Origin of the sequence: Pseudoalteromonas sp. McH1-42, from assembly GCF_022347845.1 — a bacterium.
Classification (GTDB): domain Bacteria; phylum Pseudomonadota; class Gammaproteobacteria; order Enterobacterales; family Alteromonadaceae; genus Pseudoalteromonas; species Pseudoalteromonas rubra_D.
In genome coordinates this window covers 75,743-96,520 of the sequence record NZ_JAKRFU010000011.1, presented here as the reverse complement: position 1 = coordinate 96,520, position 20,778 = coordinate 75,743, and the positions used below count along the sequence as shown (strand labels likewise).

The following is a 20,778-nucleotide window of genomic DNA, read 5'->3' as shown; positions in this document are numbered from 1 at the left end:
CATGAGTGCTGCGCCTTAAAAGCGCAGCGCTCCACTCACACGCCACAACTGTTCTATCTGACGCGTCGGTAAATTAAAATCGGCACGGTTTGCGACCTTAGACTCCAAATACTGAAACTCCATACCAACATGCCAGCGCTCAGAGATCTGCCAGCGACCAGTTACGGTTATCGCGCCTCCCTCACTGGTATTTGGATCGAAATCCCAAAAGTCGCGATCTTTCACATCAAATTGTTCCACCCGACCACTCACCCGATAATCCTGCCATTTATGAGTTAACAGAATAAACTGGCTACTAAAGTCGTTATCAACACCGCGCCTGATGCCCATCGCCGTGTTGCCAGCCATCGCCTGCATAACCAGATGCGTGGCCCGGGTGATCTTAAATCGATAAGCCGCACTGTAAAACTTGGTATCCCAGGCATATTGCCCGGTCTGGTAGTTCAATACACTTGGATCACCGTTATTATCGTACCAATACAGCCTCAGCGTATGGCGCTTCTGGTAATCCCAGTGTGCGCCAAGGTAATATCCAAACCGACCATCGACTTCAGTAAAAGGCTCAGTTCGCCAGGATTGCTTAGCCAGGGGCGGTGCCTGTAGTGCGTTGATCGGCGCAAAAGGGATGGCTTCATTAAACACACTTTGCCTGTCATGTATTGCCCAGCCACGCCAGGCCAGTAAAGTACCTGCCGGATCATTCCCTTTATACAAAGCTCCCAGCAACTCCCAATTGTGACCTGTTCGTTGTCGACGTGGCAGCCGGCTGTCACTGTGCTTATAGCTCACTTCCGTACCAAAAGTACGGATCTCTTCACCAAGCCAGGTATTGATCGCGCTATAGCTGTAATTATAAGGAGACGACCAGCCAATATCAGGGTTTTCCAGAGACATGCGTGGGTAAAACCCCCCAAGCCGCGCTTGCCACTGGCGGGGCCCTTTGTTCAGGGTATGATACTGTGCAAATAATTCAGTAAACCCGAATTTACTATCCGGATCGGGAACATATTGGGCACTGGCTAGCAAAGACCATTTGCTGCCCAGCTCAGTGCGCACATCAAGCACAGCACGACTCAAGTTGAGTCGCTCAGAGTCGGCACCAAAGCGATTTACTGCCACGCCCCGGTTATACCAGGCTGCATATTCACTGCTATTTTGCCAACTTGCCTGAATTGCACCTTTATACTGAAAGTCCTGTGCCTGTGCCGTGCTGATGCCCACAACACTCAGCCCAATCAGCCCCAGCTTTTGAAGTTGTTTATTCATAATCATCAAACTCATCACTGAAATCTTCCTGGAGCATACCAAGGGACTGCTGCAACTGAATATTCAGTTGTTCACCCGACTTGACGGCGGATAATACATGACTTTCCGGACTGTCTAAGTCCATAAATCCCTCGTGCCAGACTTTTAACGTCACGTCATTGTGCTGCGCCGCAGGTATTGAAATGCGTGCGATGCCCTGAGTATCTGTTACGGCAAAATGCGTAGAGTCAACAACCAGAATGTAACCCAGCATCCAGTCATGGATGTTACAGCCCAGCTCCACAGCCCCGGTCGCAGAAAACGTCAGGGCCTGTGGTTGATCCCGATACAATTTAAACTCAAAGCGCTTGGCGGGAGAGAAGGAGTACACATGGTGCAAAATAGAGTCATAGTTAGGAAATGACACTTCGGCCTGTTTTGGCACAATCAGTAAATGCGGCGTAAATGCGCGGTTTTTCTGGCCCATTTTATAACTGCGTGTGAGGACAGCCTGATCGGCAGCAAGTCCTTTACCACTGAGCCATACGGCCGCGCCGGGCAATACCTTTCCCTCTTTGTCCCGCACCTGAACAGTGAGCTGCTCAGCGGCAGTGGCACAGGCAGAGATCAGAGTAACGGCAGCTAAAGTGATACTAAAAATATGTTTTAATTGAGTCATTGCCTAAAAGCTCCTTGCGGTCTCGATTTAGTATAGGCCACAGATGTAGACCGGACGACCGTTAGTTTCCATTCATCGCATTTTCAAAGTGAATACGTATGCAGACAGTTCATGCCCGGACGAAGATAACAGTAAGCTAAACATTCACTCACATTTGCAACCGAGATAGTTTATGCGATTAGTCTTCAGTGCAACAAGCGTTGCTGTCACACTCTTAGCCGGTTTATTTACCACTGCAACACAGGCTGCGACATACAGTGTCAGCTCGCCAGACGGTAAACTCACCTTTCAAGTCAGCGATGACAATACCCAGCCCAGCTACCAGATCATGTTTAATAACCAAGCCGTGATTGCCCCCTCAAAGTTAGGGTTCGATTTTGCCCGCGCCCCCTCGCTGCGCGACGGACTGATCATCAGCAAAACCCAGCGCAACAGCGTAGATGAGCGCTGGCAGCAACCCTGGGGTGAGGCACGAGAAGTACACAACCATCACAATGAACTGGTTGTTACCCTGGCTGACAGTCAGTCAAAGCAGGCGCAATATACCCTGAGAATACGGGCATTTGATGACGGTGTCGGCTTCCGCTACGAAGTAGCTCAGGACTCTGCCCGCTATATCACCAGAGAACTGACTGAATTTGCTGTCGCTGACAGTGACAAGGCACAAGCCTGGTGGATCCCAGCTCGCGGCTGGAACCGCTATGAATATACCTATAACACCACAGCACTCCATGATGCAGCCCATGTCCACACCCCATTTACATTGAAAAACAAAGATGGTGTGCATGTCAGCATTCACGAAGCCGCACTGGTTGACTATGCCGCTATGACCCTGAACCAGCGTCGCCCCGGTACCTTTATCAGCGATCTGACCCCCTGGTCTGATGGCATTGCCGTAAAGACCAATGGCCACTTCAAAACCCCCTGGCGCACCATTCAGATTGGCGCCCAGGCAACTGATTTGCTGAACTCGCGCCTTATTCTCAACCTGAATGAGCCCAATAAATTAGGCGATGTATCCTGGGTAGAGCCAGGTAAATACCTCGGCATTTGGTGGGGCATGCACATCGGAAAGAACACCTGGGGCAGTGGTGAAAAACATGGCGCGACTACAGAACGCACTAAAGAATACCTGAGTTTCGCAGCCGAGCATGGCTTCGATGGTGTGCTGGTAGAAGGCTGGAATACCGGCTGGGATGGCGACTGGTTCTACAATGGTGATGTATTCAGCTTTACAGAAACCTACCCGGATTTCGACTTGGATGCCATTGCTAAACATGGCGAACAAGTGGGTGCCCGCCTGATCGGTCACCACGAAACCTCAGGTAATGTCAGCAATTATCGCGACCAGATGGCAGATGCCTTTGCCCTGTACGAAAAAGCCGGTGTCCGTCAGGTTAAAACCGGCTATGTTGCCGATGGTGGCAATATCAAGCGCATTGATGAGCGTGGTCACGCCCGGTTCGAATGGCACGACGGTCAGTTTATGGTTAATGAATACCTGGACAATGTGAAACTGGCGGCCAAACATAAGATCAGCATCAATACCCATGAACCAATTAAGGACACAGGTTTGCGCCGCACTTATCCTAACTGGCTGACCCGAGAAGGCGCACGCGGCCAGGAGTTTAATGCCTGGGGTACACCACCCAACCCACCTGAGCATACCACCATGCTGGCCTATACCCGTATGTTGTCTGGCCCGATGGATTTTACACCAGGTATTTTCGACATGAGTTTTAACGGCCTGGGCGACAAAACCAACCGCCCACAAACGACCCTTGCCAAACAACTGGCGCTATATGTTGTACTGTATAGCCCAGTGCAAATGGCTGCGGACCTGCCAGAAAACTATTTGGCAAAACCACAGGCCTTCCAGTTTATTAAAGACGTCCCGGCGGACTGGGAGCACAGTATCGCATTGGCAGGTGAAGTGGGCGACTATGTGGTCTTTGCCCGTAAAGAGCGCAAACGCGGTAAGTATTCGGGAAATGACTGGTATTTAGGTGCCATCACCGATGAACAGGCAAGAAGCATTAACATAAAGCTCGACTTCCTTGAGCCAGGCCAGCGTTTCGAAGCCCAGCTCTATCAGGATGGCCCTAAGGCAGAATGGAAATACAACCCCTATGATCTGAGCATTCAAAAACAGATTGTCACGACACAAGATACCTTAACGCTGAAGCTCGCCACCAGTGGCGGCACCGCGATCCGCTTTAAGGCCCTTTAAAACACACATTAAAAGCCGCCCACACCGGGCGGCTTTTTTATCAGGCAGCCACTTTTTTCAGATGCGGCGTAATGAACTGGCTGAGAATCAAAGAGCACCCCGCCAGGGCCGCACCAAAATAAAATACCAACGATTGGTCATACAACCACACCATGCCAAAGCTCGCCGGGATCACCACTGCCGCGATGTGATTAATGGTAAAACTCACTCCGGCCGTGGCGGCAATATCTTCTGGCTGGGCAATTTTTTGGAAATAGGTTTTAAGCGCAATGGCCATCGCAAAGAAGATATGATCCACTAAATATAATACCGCCGCTAATTGCGCAGACTCGACCAGCGCATAGCCAATAAAGACCAAAACCAAACCTGAATACTCCAGCGTCAGGGCCTTTTGCTCACCAATCTTGCTAATCATCTGACCAATTTTTGGGGCCACGAAAATATTCACAAGGTGGTTGAGCATATACAAGGCAGTGATCTCGGCCACATCAAAGCCGAACTTTTCCACCATCAAAAAACCGGCAAACACCATAAAGATTTGACGACGGGCGCCGGAGAAAAAGGTCAGGACGTAATACAGACTGTACTGTTTTCTTAGAATGAGTTTTTTATGTTGCGTGGCTTGTTGAACGAAGTGCGGGTGCGTCAGCGCCATAAACAAGGTCAGTACCAGTCCGGCCCCGCCAAATAACAAGTACACCCATACATAATCGGTCGCCATCCAGGTAAATGCCACCCAGATGAGCCCGAAGGTCACTAAAGAGGCCATCGATTTTATCGACAGTAAACGGCCCAATTGCTCGGGTGCCTCTTCCTTAGTGAACCACTGCAAGCTCAGCGATTGATTCAGTGTTTCAAAATAGTGGAATCCAATAGACATCAGCACCGTCGTGGCATACAGGCCATACACACTCGGGAAAAACCCTGTCAGTGCCACACCTATCGACAACAAACATAAACTGATCAAGGCAAAGGTTTGTTCCTTCAGCACCAGCAACACAAACACAGCTGTAAAAGCCAGGAAACCTGGGATTTCTCGCAGTGATTGCAACATGCCAATATGCGCACCTGTAAACGCAGCCTGTTCAATCGCAAAGTTATTAAGCAAGGCATTCCAGGCAGAAAATGTCATAGCCATGACGATGGTTGCCAGCACCATAAAGCTCATCGGGGAAGGCACAAAAAGTCGGGTCGGGTTTTTCATTCACAGTCCTTAAGCACATTGATTGCCGTTATCGGCCCGGTTAGTATATGAGCTGTTCACACTGGCTAATATGGGAAATCATGACACAAAGTTTATCAAATCGGACAGATGCATCCTGGCGCAGTGTGTCCAGCCGATTCAAACGCAAAGTACTGGGCAGACCCATCTTCCCCCGACCCACCACGATGCCTGCCAACGAGCATGTGCGGCCCCATAGCCATCACTGGGGGCAAATCACCTATATCAGCGACTCAGTGATGACCATTTTCACACCTCAGGGCACCTTTGTTATTCCGCCGCAACAGGCCTTGTGGATCCCGCCCAACGTGGAGCATGAGACTTTCTGTCGTTATGGCGGGCATTTTCGTAGTGTCTATATTGATGAAAAGTATGCAGCCATCCTAGGCGATCAGGCGAAAACCCTGGTGGTCGATGCGCTGCTGAAAGAAATGATCCTCACTATCTGCACCTGGCCTGAAGATTATCTGCTCGACGATAAGACCGAACGCTTTATCCAGGTGTTCATTGACAGATTAGAGCTGGCACCTACCAGTGCGTTTTTCATTCCCAAAGCCGATGATCATCGCCTGCTGCCAATTGTCAGTGAACTGTATTCTAACCCGGGCTGCGCACTTACTCTTGAACAGTGGGGTGAGCAGGTGGGCGCATCAGCCAGAACCCTTAATCGCCTGTTTCACAAGAGCTTTGCAATGAGCTTTAGTCAATGGAAGCAGAAGCTCAGAGCGCTGCGTGCCGTTGAAATGCTCACCGCAGGTGAAACCCAGCAAGCCACCGCTTTGCAACTGGGGTTTGAGTCCAGCTCAGCATTCAACAGTGCATTTAAAAAGTTTTTCGGCACCACACCCGGGCAATATCTAAAGCGTTAAGGCGGGTTATTCAGATACAAAGCCTGTAATGGTCCGGTTTCTAACCACGCACGCATCAACTGGCGCTGACTCAACGAAAACATCTTCTGCCTGTTATCATAGACATTGGTATTCATAAAGTTCATCGTCAGATCTGCATTCACGCAATCAGTCTGCGCCAACCCATCACAGGTCAGGTGACGATGAGTGTTTTGGTCATTCCACGGCGGATTAGTATGACCAATTAACCCCAGAAAGTGCCCTAACTCATGCGTCAGCGTTTTGCCCTGATCATAATTTGGCTCTCGAGGTGCGATGGAGCCAAATAGTCCCTGCTCTACCGACACACCAATATATAGCTCAGGCGCCATGCCCGGGACATGTGCCCTGCCACCCAACACCGGTTCATTGAACCGGGTACGTGACATGCCCACCCAGATATTAATGTAACGGTCTGTCGGCCAGGCATCCGATCCACCCGCATCGCTGCGGGCAAAGGGGTATCCCTCCAGCGCAAAGACACTCGTTGTGGCATCGACCCGCACGATCCCCGAATGAGACTGGCCATCCGGATCTTTGTCAGCCAGATAAAACTGGATCCCAGTGTCTGCAACAAAAGGGGAATAGGTATCGGGGATAGTCTCAAGTTCGGCGTTATTTTTGCCGCGAAAATGCAAATTCGTGGCCCGTAACTGAGATAAGATCTGCGCATCACTGAGTTCAAAATGGCCATTATTCAGTACATGTACGACGACCGGTAACCGGATCCGCGTGAGCGCCTCAGGTTCAGGAAGGTAAGGTAAAAATAACGCACTCACAGTACAAGGCCCAGTCACTTCGGGTAGGTGATAAGTGTACTGGGTTAGTGTGCCATTACATCCCCCAACGCGCTCCAGAATATGATCGCTGTTCGGTGTAAAGACAAACTCAGCAGCGCTGCCATGCGCAATTTGCTGGGTGCTGATGTCCACATTTCCACCCTGACTAACGGTCGCATCCAGACGATAATGGATAGGTGAAAAACGTGCCTGTATTTGACAACTTTGCTCGACCCGCTCTACCCGATAAGCAACCCCCGTGCGTTTACCCCCGCAACCGCTCAGCGCCACCAGCTCATAACCCGCCCGAGGTTTCGCGATAAACTCAGCGGCTTTACCCTTGCCAACCTGAAGGCTTGCCGGCTCCAACACTCCACCCCCTTCGCTATGTGCTGAAATGGTCAACAAGTCTGGTGTATCCTTAGGTGCTGAACTATCACCGCTGCCACCCGAGCAAGCGGTTAATTGACTCAGTACCATCCCCAGCACTAAGGCCCTTTTAATCACATAATTCATCGCTCCTTCTCCTCTTTTCCTGAGTTATATGCCGTCGCAATCAAGTCGACTTCAGTAAGTTATTATAGGAACAAGCAGCTCGCAAACTGTTATGTAGCTGGTTAAAAATGTCGCAATTTGTAATTCCCTCCCCCCAAGCTGGGCAGACATTGAGCAATCAGGTGTCAGTAGCTGTACAGCATCGCCATAGGCAAGTACTCTGAGGCCCTTCCTTTGTTGTAACCTGTATGGGGTGTCATGAGCACAGCATTTTCACGCCGATTTATTACTTTGATCGACCAGTTTAGCGCCGGCAACAAACGTCAGTTTGCGCTCCTCACTGGCAAGTCGCCGTCACACATTTATCGTATTTGTCGTGGCCTGAGCCGACCATCCGTTGCCTATTTGGAACATTTATACAGCTTGTTCAGTATTGATCTAAATTGGCTGCTTACCGGTGAGCAGCCCACAGAGCACGCGCCGATGACGGGCAGTCAGGAAATGCTGATGGTGCCTAAACTGGATGTTGAGGCCAGTGCCGGTTTTGGTAGCATCAATGGCAGTGAAGATGTTACAGAGCAATTTGCCCTGAATAAGCGCTGGCTCAGTACGCAACTGGGCGTGCATAGCGATCAGCTGGCGTTTGTCACTATCCGGGGTGACAGTATGCTGCCAACCTTGCAGCATGGCGACATGGTGTTGGTTGATTTAAGCCAGCGTGACGCGAATAAGCGTGGCGTTTATGTACTGCAAACCGAAGATGGTCTGATGGCTAAGCGCCTGCAGCAACAACGAGATCATATTAGCGTCGTGAGTGATAACCCTGACTACCCTGCCTGGCAAATCCATGCCGAAAATGCCCAACAGCATGGTATTGCAGGTAGAATTGTCTGGTGCGGCCGCAGTATGTGATCTTCAAACAGCAAAAAGCCAGCGTATAAGCTGGCTTTTTTGTGGTTGTGACCTGGCTGATTACGGGCGCGAAATAAAGCCCAGCGCGTCGTATGCCGCTTTTAGTGTTTTCTCTGCACGAGCACCTGCTTTTTCTGCACCAGAGCGCATGATCTGATCCAGCAGCGCCTGATCTTCACGGATCTCTTTGAAACGCGCCTGTATAGGCTCCAGCATAGCCACCACGGCATCGGCCGTGTCTTTTTTCAGATGACCATACATTTTATCTTCATACTCTGGCACCAGATCGGCCACATCACGCTTGGTCGCCACTGACAATAGTGTCAGCAGGTTAGATACGCCTGGCTTCTCTTCACGGTCAAAGTAAATACGCGCTTGTTCGTCTGAGTCCGTCACCGCTTTTTTCAGTTTCTTCTCAATCTTTTTCGGCTCATCCAGCAGCATAATATAGGCATTTGGATTATCGTCCGATTTCGACATTTTCTTCAATGGATCTTGCAAGCTCATCACCCGGGCACCCAGCTCCGGGATATACGGCTCAGGTACTTTGAATACATCACCATACAGGTTGTTGAAACGTGTCGCGATATCACGAGTCAGCTCAAGGTGCTGTTTCTGATCTTCACCCACCGGAACCTGATCAGCCTGATAAAGCAGAATATCAGCCGCTTGCAATACCGGATAAGCAAACAAGCCCACGTTAACATTGTTAGTATTTTTCGCTGACTTGTCTTTAAACTGAGTCATCCGATTGAGTTCGCCCATTTGTGCATAGCAGTTCAGTACCCAGCTTAACTGCGCATGCTCTGGTACCTGTGATTGCACAAATAACGCTGACTTTTCTGGGTCAATGCCACACGCGGCATATAAAGCAACACCATCCAAAACGCGATCACGCAGGACATTTGGCTCCTGACGAATGGTGATGGCGTGCAAATCAACCAGCATAAAGAAACAATCATGATCTTCCTGTAGCTTAAGCCACTGGTTAATGGCACCCACATAATTGCCTATTGTCATACCACCGGTTGGCTGAATGCCACTTAACACTACTGGTTTAGTCATTGTGTTCCCTTACTCCTAGTTTGATTTAAGGTTGATTTAAAATGGGGATTATATCCAAGAAGCCCTCACAGAGGTACTGTGGATTAAACTGGGCCAGATCCAGTCCTTGATTGTACCCATATTTGAGTGCAATCACAGGTATTTCAGCAGCCTGAGCGGCCAAAATATCGCTTTTTGAATCGCCGACCATGATGGCCGTGTGTGGTTCGATGTTAAGTTGCTGACAGGCTGACAAGAGTGGCTCCGCAGCCGGCTTTTTCTGACCGTCATCACCACACACCACAACATCGAAATGTTGGCTGAGGTTAAGGTTATCGAGTAGCTGTACTGTAAACTCACGACTCTTGTTGGTTACGACGGCCTTGGGCACATGACTGAATGCAGCCAGTACCGTTTCAACATTGGCATAGAGCAAAGAGTATTGCCCAACCAGGGCCCGATAATGGCCTGCAAAACGAGTTTGTGCCTCAGCGACCACACGCGGCGGTAGCTCAGCGTTAACATCATGACTGCCGCTTAAACCACGCTGCACCAATACATCGATGCCGTTGCCGACCCAGGTCAGCACCTGAGCGCGGCTCACCACAGGAAAAGCCACTTCAGTTAACGTCAAATTAAGCGCCATATACAAGTCATGCGCACTGTCGACCAGCGTGCCGTCGAGATCAAATAAAATACCCTGGTAGCGCATTAGCCCACCTTAGCGAGCTCAGAACGCATCGCATCAATGACCGTCCGGTAGTCTGGTTGATTGAAAATCGCTGAGCCAGCAACAAACATATCAGCCCCCGCGGCCGCTACCTCAGCTATATTGTCAACTTTAATGCCACCGTCCACCTCCAGGCGGATTTTACGACCACTGGCATCTATGCGCTCGCGTACCTGGCGCAACTTATCCAGCGTCTGTGGGATAAAGCTCTGACCGCCAAAGCCGGGATTGACAGACATAAGTAAGATTTGATCCACTTTATCCATTACATAATCCAGATAATGTAATGGCGTTGCCGGATTAAGTACCAATCCAGCCTCACAGCCGTGTTCCTTAATCAAACCCAGACTGCGATCTATATGTTCACTGGCTTCAGGATGGAAAGTAATGATATCTGCACCCGCTTTTGCAAACTCCGGGATCAGGCTATCCACGGGTTTGATCATCAGGTGCACATCAATTGGGGCGGTTATGCCATAATTGCGCAGCGCCTCACAGATCATCGGGCCAAACGTCAGATTCGGGACATAATGATTATCCATCACATCAAAGTGCACGACATCCGCGCCAGCATCTAACACCCTGGCAACGTCTTCACCCAACCTTGCAAAGTCGGCAGACAAAATAGATGGTGCAATTAAGAACTCAGAATTATTATTGTTCTGCGACATACTACCCCCTGAAACAAAATGTCAGCGGCTACTGTAACTCATCTTAACGCTAAAAACACCTGATTGTTAGGCACTGTTAATTTGCGAGCAGCTGCCATTTTTGCAGGACAAAGCGATTGTTTAATAAACATACATAGTGTACTATTTATAGATAACTATTCACTGGGGATATGGTTATGTTAAGTCGGCTTAAAACACGGACGCTTTTACTTACAGCTGCTTTAGTCTTGTCTGCTGGCGTGGTTTCGTTCAGCGGTGACGATGACTTAGTCGCAAAAAATGAGATGTGCCAGTGCTCTACCACTCAGGTCAGTCAGCACGCATCATCAAATTTATGTAAGCTGGAGTCACACACTAGTTGGTATGCCTGGTTAACTGGCGGCAGTAGTAATGCGCAGTTCCACTACCTTGATCTGCTTGAGCTACTACTGGGATCTGGTGACGAGCAAACGTCGAGTCAATTTTCACAATTCTAATTGATACCAACACGCTTAAGTACGCCTTCAATCGGGCAAGTCATTAAGGCGAGTTGGTATGCATACACTATACTGTTAGGTATCTCGTTGCATATTAGGAGCCAGGATGCCGTGACAGAACGATTCTTTATACTTATTCAGAGTGTACTTGCTGCGATGTTTGGTGTGCAAAGCCAGGCTAAATATCGTGTCGATTTCAGCCAAAAACACTTTTGGCCTTTTGCCTTGCTAGCCGTGTGTTTTGTTATCGCACTGGTTATCGCCTTGGCCTGGTTTGTTAATGCAGTTGTATTATGACATGCCAGCCATCAATGCGCTCATTCGTGATATAAGGCCATCAGCTCATCAACCCGGTTACGACCTGAGCCTTTAGGGCTAATGGTTCTTTTTACCTGGATCACATCCAGGTGAGCCTGGCTGTAGATCTTGCGCGTGAGCACCGTGTCATGGTTGGATATCAGTACGGGTGTTTGCTGTTCAAAAGCGGCCTTTTCTGCCAGGTTAGCGAGTTGTGCCTGATCGTCAAAGTTAAACCCCCCTTTGGCATAGGCTGTGAATGAGGCGGTTTTACTCAGTGGCACATAGGGCGGATCACAATACACTACGGCCTTATTCGGAATACGCTTGAAGACTTGCTCATAACTCAAACAGGTGAAGGTTGCCTGTTGTGCTTTTTCTGAGAAAAAGTACAGCTCATTTTCCGGAAAATAGGGGCGCTTGTATTTACCAAAGGGCACGTTAAAAATGCCCTTCAGGTTATAGCGACAAAGCCCATTGTAGCCATGCCGGTTCATGTACAGAAACAGAATAGCCCGCTCATAAACATCAATGCTTTCATTGAACTGCTGACGGTACGCATAATAGGCATCGGGATGATTGTTCAAATCAACAAACAGCTTTCTGGCATCACTAATGAACTCGTCTGGAGTGCGTTGCAACTCTTTGTACAGGTTAATCAGGTCCGCATTAATGTCATTGAGTATATAGTGCTTGAAGTGACTATTTAGAAAGACAGAACCAGCCCCTACAAAGGGCTCCACCAGAGTTTCGGCCTCTTCATTTGCGGCTTGCAAGCGCTTGGTAATTTCTTCCACCAAGGCATATTTTCCACCTGCCCATTTTAAGAAAGCTCTGGTCTTTTTTTGCATGATCTGACTAGTTACCCCAAAGTAGCGCGATTCTACACTATTTTTGCGTTTGTGACTGTTGGATTTGTTGCTTAATTTGCACGATACGTTTAAAAAACGGCTGCCCTGCTAACACAGCTTCAGGTAATTCAGTCCGAGCCTGTTTCGCGTCATCTAAGGTTGCAAATGGCGCCAGGGTAACAAACCACCACGCCTTGCCTGCGCGCATAACCTGAGCGGTTCGGATCTGCGACAACTTATGTTGCTCGATATATCGCCGTGCCACGGACTCGTCAGTCACAGCCAGCAGTTGAATTGTCCAGGCATTGCTGTCTTGCGCCATAAACCAGGCATTGTCCGATAAGCTTGAAACCGGATCCGGCTGCACCTGAGGTTCTGCGATAATGTCGGGTTGTGGCGTTTCAATCTGCTCATTGATGTCTGTGTGCTCAGCATCGCCGCTCAGAATATCTGGTTGCGTCAGCACTTGTGCGACTGCTGCCGACGCATTGGGTGTACTGTGTGCATCTCTGTCAGACTCGGTAGTGTGTTCAGCGCCTTCTTCACTGGCTTCGATTTGACGCGCGTCCACAGCAGTGTGATCCAAGGTTAACGCGCCGAGTATAGATTGCACATCATGCTGCAAAGGAGCCTGAGTGTCACTACTCTCTGATTGTTCTGCCAATGTCTCGGAAACGGGCTGCGCGGTTTCATCCGAGAGCGCCTCTTGCGCCGTCAACACAGTCGGCTCAGGCAATGCCTCAACCGAGGTTGCGCCAACATCCTGTTGCAGACGCAATAAATCGGCCAAATCTTTTTGGTAAATCAGCGCGACCAGAAACAAGGCCGTAATCACAACAAAAGCACCCAAAAACCCTTTCCATTGCCGACTACTCATTGTTTGTTTAGATTTCAATGTCAATTGATGCTGATTTTGCTGCCATTCGAGCAAAATACTGGGGTTGCCACCTGCTTCGCTCAAAAAGGTGCTAAATATTGGGTCTTCTGAAGGCGGAAGCTCTGGAAAAAACATCGCCATCAGGCGGCGACTTTCTATTAATGATAAGGGCTCCAGATGAATATCCAGCGCCTCAGGCAGTAACTTAGGGGCTTGTCCAGTTACCAGAATATACAGAGTATCCGGGGCCTTTTTAGCCAGCAGTTGAAGCTCCTGGATGAGCTCATCACTCAGATGACGTGCACCATCAATGACCCAGAGACAAGGGCCACAAGGCTGCTCATTATACAAAACAAAGAAATTTTCACTTAATGACAGCTTGTGATCAACCAGCGGTGCGCGAAAGCTATTTTCTAGCAGTTGCTGAACCAGCTCTGTGTCTTTGGTATGCGCACCCAATTTAACAAAGGCTTTGCTAAAATCAGGGTACTTATCTGTGATGAAAGACTCAGCCAGATAACTTTTACCTAGCCCTGAGTTACCAACCAGGCAGATCAGGTTTTGTCCATATTCAAACTGCATTGCAATCCGGTCGACCAGAGCGGCACGACTCGGTAAGATTTGCGACTGCATCAGTGCCCTATTAGCTGGCCTAAGGTGTCATCAGATACGTCATCAACCAGCTGGCACTTGCCCAGACTGGTGGGTACGATAAAGCGGATCTTACCTTGTTTGTTTTTCTTATCTTTACGCATATGGGAAATAAACTGCGATGTTGTCATCGATGCGGGTGGGGCAACTGGCAGTTGATACATTTCTAGCAATGCTGCGATACGCGCAACTTCATGCTCTGTCAATGCACTTCTAAGTTGTGCCAGACGAGCCGCTAGCATCATTCCTGCAGCGACCGCTTCACCGTGAAGCCATACACCGTAGCCCATCTGCGCTTCAATGGCATGGCCAAACGTGTGCCCCAAATTCAGCAACGCACGCAACCCAGCTTCTTTCTCATCTTGTGCGACAATTTCAGCCTTGATAGCACAGCAGCGATGGATCACTTGCATTAGCAGGTCAGTGTCCAACTCGCGCAGTGCATTACCATTGTGCTCAAGTAGCGTCAGAAAGTCTTTATCGTAGATCAGACCGTACTTGATCACTTCAGCCATGCCTGCCGCAAACTCACGTTGTGGCAAACTCTTCAGTGTATTGGTATCAATAAACACCGCTTTAGGCTGATAGAAAGCACCTATCATATTTTTACCTAAAGGATGATTGACGGCTGTTTTGCCACCCACTGACGAATCAACCTGAGACAATAAGGTTGTCGGGATCTGGATAAATGGCACTCCACGCTGATAGCAAGCTGCGACAAACCCGGTCAGATCCCCAACAACGCCGCCACCTAAGGCGATCAGGCAGGTATCTCGCCCGCAATTGTGCTCAAGCAAAAAAGCGTTAATGCGCTCAAACCACTCCAGAGATTTATATTGCTCCCCGTCAGGGATGCAAAAATGAAGCGGTGCTTTGCCTTCTAACTGCGTGAGTAATGTATCCAGATACAGAGGCGCAACGGTCTCGTTGCTGATGATAACGGGGCGAGCATTGCCAATATGCTGCAATAACCGCCCCTGATCGATAAGAAGATCTTGGCCAATATAGATAGGATAGCTACGCTCGTTTAAATCTACTGTTAATTCAAGCATGTGCCGTCACCTCCTATCTAGCCTACATGTTTAGAAATCTAACTTCTCAATGATTTGATTAGCAACCACTTTGGCGCTTTGTTCATCTGTGCGTACAACATGATCCGCCACTTCTTTATAAAGTGGTTCACGTTCATCTGCCAGACGCACTAATACGTCGCGTGAATCTTCTTCTGTTTGTAGCAAAGGACGACGCTTATCGCGCTGGGTACGAGCTACTTGCTTCTCAATTGGGGTCTCAAGATAAACCACAATACCACGAGCAGATAGTTTGTTACGTACCTCTTTACTGATGACCGAGCCGCCGCCAGTAGCCAATACGATGCCTTGCTTTTCGGTAAGATCGGAAATCACGGTCTCTTCGCGACGACGAAACCCTTCTTCCCCTTCAATGTCGAACACCCAGGAGATATCAGCACCAGTGCGGCGCTCGATTTCTTGATCTGAATCGAAGAACTCCAGATGTAATTGGTCCGCAATGTGACGACCAATCGTGCTCTTACCAGCCCCCATTGGGCCTACCAGAAATATATTACGTTTCTCAGCCATATCTTTTTAGTACAAACGAACTCTAAAATTTGAAATAAAACCCCGCCTAACGACCTGGCCCCAAAATTAAGGAGGGGATTATCTCAGCAATCAATGCGTGATTTCAAGTCAAAAGGTAACTTTCACGCCCATTATTGTTATTTTAGTCTGACTAGAGTGAATCATGCATGATCTTAGGTGTCACAAAAATCAATAACTCTCTCTTTTCGTTGATTTCTCGTGTGTTCCTAAATAGGACACCTAAGTAGGGTACATCTCCCAGCACAGGCACCTTGCTCACCGCATTGGTCATTTCCTGCTGATATATGCCCCCTAACACAACCGTCTGACCATTCTCTACCAAGACCTGAGTCTGGATCCTTTGTGTATTTATCGCCACAGCCGGGCCATTGGCTGTCTGTACTGTATCACCCCTTGTGTCCTGGGTTATGACCAGATCTAAAATAATTTTATTATCCGGCGTAATTTGCGGTGTCACCTCTAAACTCAGTACCGCTTTTTTAAACTGAACGGTCGATGCGCCACTGGAAGCCGACTCCACATACGGGATCTCCGTACCCTGCTCGATGCGCGCCGTTTTCTGGTTTGCAGTCGTAATACTGGGTGTGGCGATGATCTCACCTTTGTTCTCTTGCTCTAACGCAGACAATTCCAGATCTATCAAAGTACCGTCTGACAACTTGGCAATGTGCATGCCCAAACTACCCGCCGGGTTTTGTACTGGCAAATTCACATTTAACCGTTCAGTCAAATCAGGGATCGTGCCACCAGACAACTTATTGGTTGCTTCCAGCGAACCAGAAATGGCGTCTGTCCCTTGCTGGTCACTGAATCCCCAACGGATCCCCAAGTCTTCCTGAATGTTATCTGACACCGTAACCATACGCGATTCGATGCGTACCTGCTTAACCGGTACATCCAGTGTCTCGACCATGCGTCTGACGTTTTCAATGCTGCGCGAAGTATCCTTGATCAACAAGGTATTGGTTCGTTTGTCCACTGAAACACTGCCACGCAGGCTAATGATGGAATTTTCATCTGTTTTTAGTAAATCAGCGAACTCTTCTGCTTTGGCGTAGTTAAGCTGAATGTACTCACTATATAAAGGTTCCAGCTCTTCAACCTGACGCTTCGCCTGCAACTCTTTCGCTTCTCTGGCTGCAAGCTCTTCAGACGGCGCCACCATCAAAATCGCCCCTTCCATGCGTTTATCAAGCCCTTTCACCCGCAACACTACGTCCAAGGCCTGATCCCAAGGTACACCATCCAGGCGCAAGGTAATGTTGCCTGTAACCGAATCACTGGTGACCAAATTAAAGTTATTAGTATCAGCGATTATCTGCAACACAGAACGGATCGGGATATCCTGAAAGTTCAGTGTGATCGGCTGTCCCTGATAATTTTTCGTATCCGCATACGAAAATTCCTGCTCGTCTTTTTCTACTGTCAGAGTAAAGATGTTGTCTAATTGCTGATAATTGAACTTAAAAGCCCCATTAGGTTTGATCACCAAACGGCTTTTTCCCTCTTCACGGAAAGTTTCAACCGTACTCACAATGGTGCCAAAGTCAACAACGTCCAGCTCGTATAATAGCTCATCCGGGATGGCAATATGATGAAAGTCTGCGTAAATCTGCCCGCCTCGCTCCTGCACATCTATCGCCGCCTGACTGGAGTCCAGAAAGGCCAGGATCTGAGCGGCACCCTTATCTGTGCGCCGGAAGTCAATATTCTGGATCCGATTCATTGCACTGTGCAACGTATCTGGTTGTGCATCCTCGCTAGAAACCGGAATAGGCTGGTCTGAAACTTTAATATACACCAGATTATTCTTAACCTCAGTGCGGTAGAGTTTGAGCGCAGCCATTTCAACACTCAGGACAAACCCACCTTGCTCCATCCTGCTCTTGATCTGCTCGATACCGGCTTGGTTTACTTTGAGCAGTTCCAGGCTTTCCTCATATTCAGCATCCGGGAAAAACAACTCAATACGTGCAGGTTCATTCAACACCTGGACTTTGGGTTCAATCGCCAGCTTTTCGTCAAACACAAGCTGTAACTCAGTCTCTCCGGTCGGCACCGGGTTATAACGCACATCGTACAGCATTGGCATTGCCTGGGCGAATAACGCTGTGCCCATTAAAACGCCACCCATCAGAGTTTTCACAACGTGTTTGATCCCGTCGCGCGCAATCATATTTTCACCTTTTTTATTCTTCACTGGCACCGACGTCCTCGGCTTCCACCATTTCGACTTTGCTCAGGCGCTCTTTCCAACATCCCGTTCCGTCCGGGATCAGTTCCATCAGCTCCAGATGGTCGGCTTGTACGCTCACCACTTTACCGTGGTACAAACCCATGTATTCATTTTTCTTTATTCTGAACAAACCTTGCTCGCCAGCTCTAATCAACGCCCATACCGTCTCACCACGTGTGATCGTCCCTTTCATCATCAAGTTGTCCAGCGCGTATTTTTCTAGCGGGTCTCTGGGACGATTCGGATCTGGGTGAAGACAATTTTTAACCTGTACCAGGCGGCTTTCAATAACTTCCGGTTGCGGGGCAACAAAAGGGCTGCGTAGTTGAGCCGCACTGTAAGGGAAGTGCTCAAACCGGGCCATCTCGGGCATAGGATCTATGCTCGGGGTTGCATTCGCCTGCACCCGATCAATAAACTCTTTCTGTTCTGCGGTGTTATCGTTACACCCTGTCAGTACAATCACCGCAAACAAAACCAACAGACGCCTCATTCTTCAGTCTCCTGCTCGTAGCGGTAGGTTTTTGCTACCACGCTAAACACCAACTGATTATTGCCTGCCCCCTCAATCCGAAAATCGTGCAAACTCACAATACGCGGCAACTGCGCCACTTTACTGACAAACTCACCAAACTCGTGATACGTCCCCACCACTTCGAGATTAATTGGCAGTTCCGTATAAAATTCTTTTTTGATCTCAGGTAGCCAGCCAATTTTTAGAAACGTCAGGCCACTGGACGTACCAACATACGTTAAGTCATCGAGCAAACCCGGGGTTTCATTCGAGGTTGGTAGTTTTCTTAATAGTTGAGAAAACTGCGCTTCCATGTCCTGCATCTGCTGTCGATATAATTCCAGATTATTTGCCCGACCATATTTGACGCGATAGCTGGTACGCAACTCTTCTTCTTTTTTAACCGCACGCTCAAAGCTTGCCACCGACGCAGACACTAACATGCTGTATCCTACGACCAGCATGATCACCACCACCACAGCGCAACAAATAGCCTTCACTGGCATTGGCCATTCGCCAATGTTATCCAGTTCAATTTCGTTCCAGTCGATCTCCTGCAGCGACTTCAAGTCTAGTTTCATGGCCTAGTTCTCCGCCTGCGTTGTCTGAGCTAACTCGGCGCGTTCTTTCTCCATTTGAGCGAACGTTTTAACGTAAAAATTCATTGTGAAATTACTCAGTAATCGCTCTTCGCGTTCACCGGCGACAATCCCCTGGAGTAACGGATCACGTAATAAATAGGACGACTCGACAGCCCGCAACATTTGCGACAAGCGGTTGTTCGATTCGCTTCGACCTATCACTTTGATCATATTCTTTTGCCGTTCCAGGCTCGTCAAATAAACGCCCGCAGGCACAACGCGTGTCACTTCATCAATGATCTGGGTGCCCAAATTACGATTGCTCTGCAACTCTTCAATCAATCGGATCCGACGCTGCAGGTTTTCTTTTTGTTGGTTCAACCCACGAATTTCCCCGATCCGCTTATCCAGCTTTTTAATCTCACTGGACAGATAAAGATTTTTGATTTCCTGCCCTTCTTTAAGGGTGTCATAAAATGCACCAATACCGTACATCAGCGCTAAACTGGCTGCGACGATGATCCCCAGAATGGTCAGGAATTTTTGCTGAGAAGCCTGCCGTTGCTGCTCACGCCAGGGCAGTAAATTTATATGTGGCATGATGAAAAGCTCCTCAATGCCAACCCGGTTGCGATGGCAAACTGCGCTCTGTGATTATTCAGTACACCTCGATCCACTTTAGGCGCTATTTCCATATTCGCAAACGGATCCGCCACAATCGCATGCACACCCAGTTCATCCACAAGCAAACGGTCGAGCCCTTCCACTTGTGCAGTACCACCGGTTAAAACAATGTAGTCGACCTGCTCCTGACCACTGGTCGTCATAAACATTTGTAACGCGCGACGCACCTGCTGTAACAGCGAGGTCTGGAATGGCGCGAGCACTTCAAAGGTATAATTCGGCGGCAAATCACCGGTGGTTTTTGCCAACTCGGCCTGATCAAAGCTCTTGTTGTAATACGCAACAATGCTATTGGTGTACTGCTCTCCACCAAAAACCTGGTCCCGGGTATATAACGTTTTACCGGACTGTACGACACTCACTAAAGTCACCACGGCGCCAATATCGATGATCCCTACGACCTTATCGTAAGCATCAGAGGGAAGCTGACCATATAAAACTTCAGCGGAGCGCGCGAGGGCATAGCTTTCAACATCTACGACTTTCGCTTTCAAGCCTGCTTCTTCCAGTGCACTAACGCGGGCCTGCACGCTTTCTGTTCTGGCCGCGGACAACAACACATTGACTTTGGAGGGATCCGCTTCATTCACTGTTAGTTTTTCGAAATCCAGACTGACTTCATCAAGTGGGTAAGGGATCAGGCTGTCGGCCTCAATCGCGATTTGTGATTCTAATTCGGCATCGCTTAACGACACATCCATAAAAATCATTTTAGTGATAACCGTTTGCCCGGAGACAGCAACAGCGGCAAAGTGACTGGTTTTTGGCAAACGCTTACGTATTTTACTGATGACTTTACCAACCGCTTCAATATCCTGGATGGCGCGCTCTTTCATTGCCCCCTTGGGTAAAGGTTCAATGGCGACGGCCTCAACCCGGTACCCTGCGCTTGATTCAGCCAATAAAACAGCCTTTACACAGTGTGAGCCTATGTCTACCCCGACCATCATTGGAGCTTGTTTTTTTAAGAATTGACGCAACATGCCGTTAGCCCAAGTATCCAGAATTCTGTACAGTGTTAATTAAGAGTTTAGTCATTTAGGTACAGTTTGGCGAAAAGCGTTATACTACTTGCCAACTTTCGGCCACACTCCC

21 protein-coding genes are annotated in these 20,778 nt (G+C 48.8%); 5 read left to right on the top strand and 16 right to left on the bottom strand.

Annotated features, from left to right (window positions below):
* Positions 1-15: 15 nt before the first annotated feature.
* Positions 16-1,266 carry a hypothetical protein gene (locus tag MHN31_RS11305; protein ID WP_239444305.1) on the bottom strand — a complete coding sequence of 417 codons (1,251 nt, stop codon included), beginning with the start codon at positions 1,264-1,266 and terminating at the stop codon, positions 16-18.
* The gene (locus MHN31_RS11300; RefSeq protein WP_239444304.1) at positions 1,259-1,924 is read right to left on the bottom strand and encodes a methylamine utilization protein; all 666 of its coding nucleotides are present in this window, start codon (positions 1,922-1,924) and stop codon (positions 1,259-1,261) included. The genes MHN31_RS11305 and MHN31_RS11300 overlap by 8 nt, the downstream gene beginning before the upstream one ends.
* 172 nt (positions 1,925-2,096) lie before the next feature.
* On the opposite strand from MHN31_RS11300, the gene MHN31_RS11295 reads away from it, so the two are divergent.
* Complete coding sequence (locus MHN31_RS11295; RefSeq protein ID WP_239444303.1) at positions 2,097-4,154, top strand: glycoside hydrolase family 97 protein; 2,058 nt, start codon at positions 2,097-2,099, stop codon at positions 4,152-4,154.
* Positions 4,155-4,194: 40 nt separating this feature from the next.
* On the opposite strand, the gene MHN31_RS11290 is transcribed toward MHN31_RS11295, so the two are convergent.
* A complete protein-coding gene (locus tag MHN31_RS11290) occupies positions 4,195-5,358 on the bottom strand; it encodes an MFS transporter (RefSeq protein ID WP_125563096.1) in 1,164 nt (387 codons plus the stop codon).
* A gap of 80 nt (positions 5,359-5,438) precedes the next feature.
* On the opposite strand from MHN31_RS11290, the gene MHN31_RS11285 reads away from it, so the two are divergent.
* Entirely contained in the window at positions 5,439-6,245 is an 807-nt protein-coding gene (locus MHN31_RS11285; RefSeq protein WP_125563094.1) for a helix-turn-helix transcriptional regulator, read from the top strand.
* Here the strand turns inward: MHN31_RS11285 and MHN31_RS11280 are convergent.
* Positions 6,242-7,558 (bottom strand): hypothetical protein, encoded by a 1,317-nt coding sequence (locus tag MHN31_RS11280; protein WP_239444302.1) that lies wholly within the window; start codon positions 7,556-7,558, stop codon positions 6,242-6,244. The two genes, MHN31_RS11285 and MHN31_RS11280, sit on opposite strands and share 4 nt — an antisense overlap.
* 237 nt (positions 7,559-7,795) lie before the next feature.
* Here MHN31_RS11280 and MHN31_RS11275 point away from each other — a divergent pair, with 237 nt between their 5' ends.
* A complete protein-coding gene (locus MHN31_RS11275; protein WP_125563089.1) occupies positions 7,796-8,449 on the top strand; it encodes an XRE family transcriptional regulator in 654 nt (217 codons plus the stop codon).
* Positions 8,450-8,509: 60 nt separating this feature from the next.
* Here the strand turns inward: MHN31_RS11275 and trpS are convergent, their stop codons facing one another.
* Genes trpS through rpe form a run of 3 tightly spaced genes read right to left on the bottom strand, consistent with a single transcriptional unit; the run spans position 8,510 to position 10,894 of the window.
* Positions 8,510-9,514, bottom strand: coding sequence for a tryptophan--tRNA ligase (trpS, locus tag MHN31_RS11270; RefSeq protein ID WP_239444301.1), 1,005 nt, complete (start codon positions 9,512-9,514; stop codon positions 8,510-8,512).
* Positions 9,515-9,539: 25 nt separating this feature from the next.
* The gene (locus MHN31_RS11265; protein WP_010386217.1) at positions 9,540-10,205 is read right to left on the bottom strand and encodes an HAD family hydrolase; all 666 of its coding nucleotides are present in this window, start codon (positions 10,203-10,205) and stop codon (positions 9,540-9,542) included.
* Positions 10,205-10,894, bottom strand: a complete 690-nt coding sequence (gene rpe, locus MHN31_RS11260) for a ribulose-phosphate 3-epimerase (protein WP_058796921.1) — start codon at positions 10,892-10,894, stop codon at positions 10,205-10,207. The genes MHN31_RS11265 and rpe overlap by 1 nt, the downstream gene beginning before the upstream one ends.
* A gap of 176 nt (positions 10,895-11,070) precedes the next feature.
* Here rpe and MHN31_RS11255 point away from each other — a divergent pair, with 176 nt between their 5' ends.
* Positions 11,071-11,370: a hypothetical protein gene (locus MHN31_RS11255; RefSeq protein ID WP_125563085.1), complete on the top strand. Its 300-nt coding sequence runs from the start codon at positions 11,071-11,073 to the stop codon at positions 11,368-11,370.
* A 111-nt stretch (positions 11,371-11,481) separates the two neighbouring features.
* Positions 11,482-11,667: a DUF2970 domain-containing protein gene (locus tag MHN31_RS11250; protein WP_125563083.1), complete on the top strand. Its 186-nt coding sequence runs from the start codon at positions 11,482-11,484 to the stop codon at positions 11,665-11,667.
* A gap of 20 nt (positions 11,668-11,687) precedes the next feature.
* On the opposite strand, the gene MHN31_RS11245 is transcribed toward MHN31_RS11250, so the two are convergent.
* The 9 genes from MHN31_RS11245 to MHN31_RS11205 all read right to left on the bottom strand — a co-directional run bounded on the left by MHN31_RS11245 (position 11,688) and on the right by MHN31_RS11205 (position 20,666).
* Complete coding sequence (locus MHN31_RS11245; protein WP_125563081.1) at positions 11,688-12,518, bottom strand: Dam family site-specific DNA-(adenine-N6)-methyltransferase; 831 nt, start codon at positions 12,516-12,518, stop codon at positions 11,688-11,690.
* 37 nt (positions 12,519-12,555) lie between these two features.
* Entirely contained in the window at positions 12,556-14,028 is a 1,473-nt protein-coding gene (locus MHN31_RS11240; RefSeq protein WP_239444300.1) for an SPOR domain-containing protein, read from the bottom strand.
* Complete coding sequence (gene aroB / locus MHN31_RS11235) at positions 14,028-15,098, bottom strand: 3-dehydroquinate synthase (protein WP_239444299.1); 1,071 nt, start codon at positions 15,096-15,098, stop codon at positions 14,028-14,030. The genes MHN31_RS11240 and aroB overlap by 1 nt, the downstream gene beginning before the upstream one ends.
* A gap of 30 nt (positions 15,099-15,128) precedes the next feature.
* Positions 15,129-15,647, bottom strand: coding sequence for a shikimate kinase AroK (gene aroK / locus MHN31_RS11230; protein WP_010386209.1), 519 nt, complete (start codon positions 15,645-15,647; stop codon positions 15,129-15,131).
* A 151-nt stretch (positions 15,648-15,798) separates the two neighbouring features.
* The gene (locus tag MHN31_RS11225) at positions 15,799-17,844 is read right to left on the bottom strand and encodes a type IV pilus secretin PilQ family protein (protein ID WP_138537824.1); all 2,046 of its coding nucleotides are present in this window, start codon (positions 17,842-17,844) and stop codon (positions 15,799-15,801) included.
* Between the two features lie 13 nt (positions 17,845-17,857).
* Entirely contained in the window at positions 17,858-18,397 is a 540-nt protein-coding gene (locus MHN31_RS11220) for a pilus assembly protein PilP (RefSeq protein ID WP_239444298.1), read from the bottom strand.
* Positions 18,394-18,999: a type 4a pilus biogenesis protein PilO gene (locus MHN31_RS11215; protein ID WP_049865187.1), complete on the bottom strand. Its 606-nt coding sequence runs from the start codon at positions 18,997-18,999 to the stop codon at positions 18,394-18,396. The genes MHN31_RS11220 and MHN31_RS11215 overlap by 4 nt, the downstream gene beginning before the upstream one ends.
* A gap of 3 nt (positions 19,000-19,002) precedes the next feature.
* On the bottom strand, positions 19,003-19,599 hold the full coding sequence (locus MHN31_RS11210) for a PilN domain-containing protein (RefSeq protein WP_125563071.1): 597 nt from the start codon (positions 19,597-19,599) through the stop codon (positions 19,003-19,005).
* Positions 19,587-20,666: a pilus assembly protein PilM gene (locus MHN31_RS11205; protein ID WP_058796913.1), complete on the bottom strand. Its 1,080-nt coding sequence runs from the start codon at positions 20,664-20,666 to the stop codon at positions 19,587-19,589. The genes MHN31_RS11210 and MHN31_RS11205 overlap by 13 nt, the downstream gene beginning before the upstream one ends.
* Between the last annotated feature and the right edge of the window lie 112 nt (positions 20,667-20,778).

Bases quoted from the DNA above. Each gene is read 5' to 3' on its own strand.
- MHN31_RS11275 (WP_125563089.1), top strand. From the start codon at position 7,796: ATGAGCACAGCATTTTCACGCCGATTTATTACTTTGATCGACCAGTTT.
- MHN31_RS11300 (WP_239444304.1), bottom strand. From the start codon at position 1,924: ATGACTCAATTAAAACATATTTTTAGTATCACTTTAGCTGCCGTTACT.
- MHN31_RS11245 (WP_125563081.1), bottom strand. From the start codon at position 12,518: ATGCAAAAAAAGACCAGAGCTTTCTTAAAATGGGCAGGTGGAAAATAT.
- MHN31_RS11280 (WP_239444302.1), bottom strand. From the start codon at position 7,558: ATGAATTATGTGATTAAAAGGGCCTTAGTGCTGGGGATGGTACTGAGT.
- MHN31_RS11215 (WP_049865187.1), bottom strand. From the start codon at position 18,999: ATGAAACTAGACTTGAAGTCGCTGCAGGAGATCGACTGGAACGAAATT.
- trpS (WP_239444301.1), bottom strand. From the start codon at position 9,514: ATGACTAAACCAGTAGTGTTAAGTGGCATTCAGCCAACCGGTGGTATG.
- MHN31_RS11290 (WP_125563096.1), bottom strand. From the start codon at position 5,358: ATGAAAAACCCGACCCGACTTTTTGTGCCTTCCCCGATGAGCTTTATG.
- MHN31_RS11240 (WP_239444300.1), bottom strand. From the start codon at position 14,028: ATGCAGTCGCAAATCTTACCGAGTCGTGCCGCTCTGGTCGACCGGATT.
- rpe (WP_058796921.1), bottom strand. From the start codon at position 10,894: ATGTCGCAGAACAATAATAATTCTGAGTTCTTAATTGCACCATCTATT.
- aroK (WP_010386209.1), bottom strand. From the start codon at position 15,647: ATGGCTGAGAAACGTAATATATTTCTGGTAGGCCCAATGGGGGCTGGT.
- MHN31_RS11305 (WP_239444305.1), bottom strand. From the start codon at position 1,266: ATGAATAAACAACTTCAAAAGCTGGGGCTGATTGGGCTGAGTGTTGTG.
- aroB (WP_239444299.1), bottom strand. From the start codon at position 15,098: ATGCTTGAATTAACAGTAGATTTAAACGAGCGTAGCTATCCTATCTAT.
- MHN31_RS11220 (WP_239444298.1), bottom strand. From the start codon at position 18,397: ATGAGGCGTCTGTTGGTTTTGTTTGCGGTGATTGTACTGACAGGGTGT.
- MHN31_RS11295 (WP_239444303.1), top strand. From the start codon at position 2,097: ATGCGATTAGTCTTCAGTGCAACAAGCGTTGCTGTCACACTCTTAGCC.
- MHN31_RS11255 (WP_125563085.1), top strand. From the start codon at position 11,071: ATGTTAAGTCGGCTTAAAACACGGACGCTTTTACTTACAGCTGCTTTA.
- MHN31_RS11225 (WP_138537824.1), bottom strand. From the start codon at position 17,844: ATGATTGCGCGCGACGGGATCAAACACGTTGTGAAAACTCTGATGGGT.
- MHN31_RS11205 (WP_058796913.1), bottom strand. From the start codon at position 20,666: ATGTTGCGTCAATTCTTAAAAAAACAAGCTCCAATGATGGTCGGGGTA.
- MHN31_RS11210 (WP_125563071.1), bottom strand. From the start codon at position 19,599: ATGCCACATATAAATTTACTGCCCTGGCGTGAGCAGCAACGGCAGGCT.
- MHN31_RS11285 (WP_125563094.1), top strand. From the start codon at position 5,439: ATGACACAAAGTTTATCAAATCGGACAGATGCATCCTGGCGCAGTGTG.
- MHN31_RS11265 (WP_010386217.1), bottom strand. From the start codon at position 10,205: ATGCGCTACCAGGGTATTTTATTTGATCTCGACGGCACGCTGGTCGAC.